This window comes from Tardiphaga sp. (assembly GCF_044340795.1).
GTDB lineage: Bacteria > Pseudomonadota > Alphaproteobacteria > Rhizobiales > Xanthobacteraceae > Tardiphaga.
Map to the genome: position 1 here is coordinate 1 of NZ_JBIISY010000399.1, position 3,509 is coordinate 3,509.

Consider the following 3,509-nt stretch of genomic DNA (forward strand, 5'->3'; position numbering starts at 1 on the left):
TCGCGGCGGCGAGATGTTCATCGTCATTCCGCATGCGGCGCTCAATCCGATCCGCACCGCGATGTCGCAGATCGTGTCCGGCGAATCGGCATCGACCGATCCGAAGTGGAGCCGCCAGCTCCATAGTGAAATCAAGCGCACCGAAGTAACGCTGAAGGCCATCCTGGAAGAGCGCCAGTTCACGCTCGGCGAAGTGGCCAATTTCAAGGTCGGCCAGGTCCTGCAACTGAACGCCACGCCCGACACGCTGGTCCGGCTCGAATGCAACGAGCAGCGGTTGTTCTGGTGTCAGCTCGGCCAGATGAACGGCGTCTATTCGCTGCAGGTCAAAGAGTCCGGGGATCAGAAGCGGGAGTTCATCAATGATATCCTCAATCGTTGACATCGTTCTTTTCGCTGCACTGCTGTTCACCAGCGTCCGTGTCACCAAGATGCATCGTGAGTTGGTGCGGCTCCGCGCGCATCAGGGCGAGTTTACGCAGGTGCTCGGCAAAACCAATGAGACCGTCGATGACATGGTCATGATGGTGCGGGACTTCAGTGCCGACGGACGGCAGATGGTCAACGCACTCGGCGACAAGATCGATGAGGCGCGCCGAACGATCGCGGAGATCGACGCACGCAACGCCAGTCCGGCTTGAGATCACGAGACGTCAATTCCAGAAGGCAGGGGACCATGAACCAACCATTCGAGGCCGATCCGGCGACCACAGCAGCGGCCGATGCGCTTGGAGTCGAACACGCATCGCTCGGCAAATTGGCGGATATCGCTGCTCGCGCGGCCGAAGAAACCAACCGCTTGACCAATATCGAGCCCATTCTGCGTATTCCGGTGACCGTGCAGGTGATGCTCGGCTCGGCCACGATGCCTGTGGCGGATCTGATGAAGCTAGGCCGCGGTGCGGTGATCCCGCTCGATCATCGCGTCGGCGAGCCCGTTGAAGTCGTGGTCAATGGCCGCATCGTGGCGCGCGGCGCCGTGGTCGTGGTGGAAGATGAAAATTCGCGTTTCGGCGTGTCGTTGACGGAAATCGTCGGCAGCATGGCCGGAGATCCGGACGCCTGATAGAGCCCGCCCATGGCATTCAATGCACCCGTCAAGCGCAGCACCTCCGTGAAGCCCCTCGGCGGCACGGAGAAGGCTGCCGTGCTTCTGCTGGCCATGGGCCGAGACCTTTCCGGCGGCCTCCTCAAGGAGTTCGATCCCGACGAGATCCGACTGGTGACGCGCGCAGCCGCGGAGCTGAAGCCGATCTCGACGCCGGAACTGGAGGAAATCATCGAGGAGTTCGCGCAGAACTTCTCGCAAGGCCCGAACATCTTCGGCACCGTCGGTGAACTCGAGAAACTGCTGAACGGCGTTCTGCCGGCCGAGCAGGTGACCGACATCATCTCGGAAGTACTGGGCAACAAGAACAAGTCGGTGTGGGAGCGAATCTCGCTCGTCTCCGAAGGCCTGCTCGCGAATTATCTGGTCAAGGAGCATCCGCAGACCGCCGCGTTGATCCTGTCGCGGGTCAAGCCGGCTTGCGCGGCGCGCGTGATGAGCCATCTGCCGTCAGACATCCGCCACGACCTGATGCGCCGGATGCTGAGCCTGAAGCCCGTGGTGGACGAAGCCATGGCCATCATCGAAAAGACGATGCACGAAGACTTCATGATCAACTTTGCCCGCAACCTCGCCTCCGACACCTATCCGCGCATGGCCGACATCATCAACAAGATGGAGCGGCCGCAGATGGAAGAATCGCTGAAGAGCCTGACGGAATCGCGGCCGAAGTCGGCGGAAATCCTGAAGGGCATGCTGTTCACCTTCGACGACATCGTGAAGCTGACGGCGAAGGCGCGCATGCTGATCTTCGATCAGGTTCCGACCGATCGCACGGTGATGGCGCTGAAGGGATCCGATGTCGCTTTCCGCGAACTCATCCTGTCGTCGCTCGCGGGACGTACCCGTCGCCTGGTCGAGCACGAATTGTCGAGCGGCATTCCCGCCAACCAGCGCGAAATTCTCGATGCACGCCGCGCGATCACGGATCTTGCGCTCGATATGGCCGGCCGCGGCGAGATCGAGCTCAATCCGGATCAGGAAGACCAGTCCTTTTTCACCTGAAGATAGATTGCCGTGTCCGAGGCGCCCGAGAAGGATAGCAAGACAGAAGAGGCGACCGAGAAGAAGGTCCGCGACTCCATCGAGAAGGGACAGATTCCCGTCTCGCGCGAGGCGCCGATCTTCGCCTCGATGCTCGCTTTGCTCATCATCATGAGCTTTCTGATGTCCGACAATGTGCGCAAGCTCACGGGCACGCTGGCGCGAATGATCGACGATCCATCCGGCATCCGCATTCGGACGGGGGCGGATGCCGTCTCGCTGCTCACCCAGATCGGGCTGAGCGCGGCCGAGTTTCTCATCCCGGTGGTTGTCGTCCTGATGCTGGCCGGTCTGGCGTCCTCGTTTCTGCAGAATGCGCCGGCGCTCGTGATGGATCGCATCCAGCCAGAGCTCTCCCGCCTGTCGATCATGAAGGGATTCGAGCGGATATTCGGCGCGCAGGGGCGGGTCGAATTTGCAAAATCGGTCTTCAAGTTCATTGCCATCAGCCTGGTCGTCTCGATCGTGTTGCGAGCCGAGGAGGCGGTGGCTGTGAATGCATTGTTCAGCGATCCCGCAGCGGTTCCCGAACTCGTCCTGACGACGGCGATGCGCCTGGTCTCGGCGATCAGTATTGCAACCATCGTGCTGGTCTCGCTCGATCTGGTCTGGGCACGCTTCCACTGGCGCCGCGAAATGCGCATGACCAAGCAGGAAGTGAAGGACGAGTTCAAGCAGGCGGAAGGCGATCCGATCCTGAAGTCGCGCATGCGCTCATTGGCGCGCGATCGTGCCCGCAACACGATGCTCGCGGCCGTTCCGAATGCGACGCTGGTGATTGCGAATCCGACTCACTTCGCCATCGCGCTCAAATACAAGCAGGGCGAGGACGCGGCGCCGACCGTGCTGGCCAAGGGGCAGGACCTGATCGCGCTGAAGATCAGGGAAATTGCCGAGAAGAACGACGTGCCGGTGGTCGAGGACAAGGCGCTGGCGCGTTCGATGTATGACGTTGCGCAGATCGACCGGATGATTCCCGCAGAGTTTTTCCGTCCCGTTGCGGAGATCATTTTCTTCCTGCATTCGCGCAAGCAAAAGAAGAACGCCTGAGACGCGTGTCCGCGCGCGCAACTCAAGCCTCGGACAAGTTTCCATCTTTACATCATGGCTAATGAATCGTGAACCGTGGGGACACTGTGGGACCCGTCTATCTTCTGGACCTCGCCTCGTCGCATGAGCGATGGTTGTCGCTGCGGCAGGCATCCGTTTCGGCGAATGTCGCTAATGCCAACACGCCCGGCTATCGCGCGCAGGACATCGAGCCGTTCAACAAGATCCTCGAAGCCAAGGTGGTGCCCGTTTCGGTGACGTCGCCGATGCACATCACCACCGGATCGCGCGTCGAGGCGCAGGCAAT

6 protein-coding genes are annotated in these 3,509 nt (G+C 60.8%); all 6 read left to right on the top strand.

All coding sequences use genetic code 11. From position 1 onward, the window contains the following. On the top strand, positions 1-382 hold a 382-nt coding region (locus ACIQ17_RS32175; protein WP_398473610.1), incomplete at its 5' end, for a FliM/FliN family flagellar motor switch protein. Next, entirely contained in the window at positions 363-641 is a 279-nt protein-coding gene (locus ACIQ17_RS32180) for a hypothetical protein (protein WP_398473612.1), read from the top strand. The genes ACIQ17_RS32175 and ACIQ17_RS32180, both read left to right, overlap by 20 nt. Before the next feature lie 35 nt (positions 642-676). Further along, positions 677-1,066 carry a flagellar motor switch protein FliN gene (fliN, locus tag ACIQ17_RS32185; protein ID WP_398473613.1) on the top strand — a complete coding sequence of 130 codons (390 nt, stop codon included), beginning with the start codon at positions 677-679 and terminating at the stop codon, positions 1,064-1,066. A 12-nt stretch (positions 1,067-1,078) separates the two neighbouring features. Continuing rightward, the gene (locus tag ACIQ17_RS32190; RefSeq protein WP_398473615.1) at positions 1,079-2,113 is read left to right on the top strand and encodes a flagellar motor switch protein FliG; all 1,035 of its coding nucleotides are present in this window, start codon (positions 1,079-1,081) and stop codon (positions 2,111-2,113) included. A 12-nt stretch (positions 2,114-2,125) separates the two neighbouring features. Further along, positions 2,126-3,202 (top strand): flagellar biosynthesis protein FlhB, encoded by a 1,077-nt coding sequence (flhB, locus tag ACIQ17_RS32195; RefSeq protein WP_398473616.1) that lies wholly within the window; start codon positions 2,126-2,128, stop codon positions 3,200-3,202. Positions 3,203-3,288: 86 nt separating this feature from the next. Then, a partial coding sequence (locus ACIQ17_RS32200; RefSeq protein WP_398473617.1) for a flagellar basal body protein occupies positions 3,289-3,509 on the top strand: 221 nt, incomplete at its 3' end.